Source organism: Zestomonas carbonaria (assembly GCF_904061905.1).
Taxonomy (GTDB): Bacteria; Pseudomonadota; Gammaproteobacteria; order Pseudomonadales; family Pseudomonadaceae; genus Aquipseudomonas; species Aquipseudomonas carbonaria.
This window is the reverse complement of sequence record NZ_CAJFCI010000129.1, coordinates 1-209: the sequence shown is the minus strand read 5'-3', so window position 1 is coordinate 209 and position 209 is coordinate 1. Positions and strand designations below refer to the sequence as shown.

Annotated in this window: 1 protein-coding gene; it reads left to right on the top strand. The window is 57.4% G+C overall.

Annotated features, from left to right (window positions below; translation table 11 throughout):
- Positions 1-209: hypothetical protein (locus PSEWESI4_RS25095; protein WP_210768876.1), on the top strand; the 209-nt coding region annotated here is incomplete at both ends.

The window sequence follows — 209 nt, the reverse complement described above, 5'->3', positions numbered from 1 at the left end:
TGGCCGGAAAGCCGCTCCGGGGCGGCGTCGGCGACAAGGCAGGATGCGTGCCAAGTCCCACTCTTCAGGGTGAAAGTCCATCTGAATCAATTAGTTATAGAAGATCACCGCATCGTCTTCGCCGGTCCGAAAGGCGAAAAAGGCCGGTTTTTCGGGGTCGAGCGGGCCATTTTTGGCTCGGTCGCTCGTAAGTCACTGATCCATAAGGG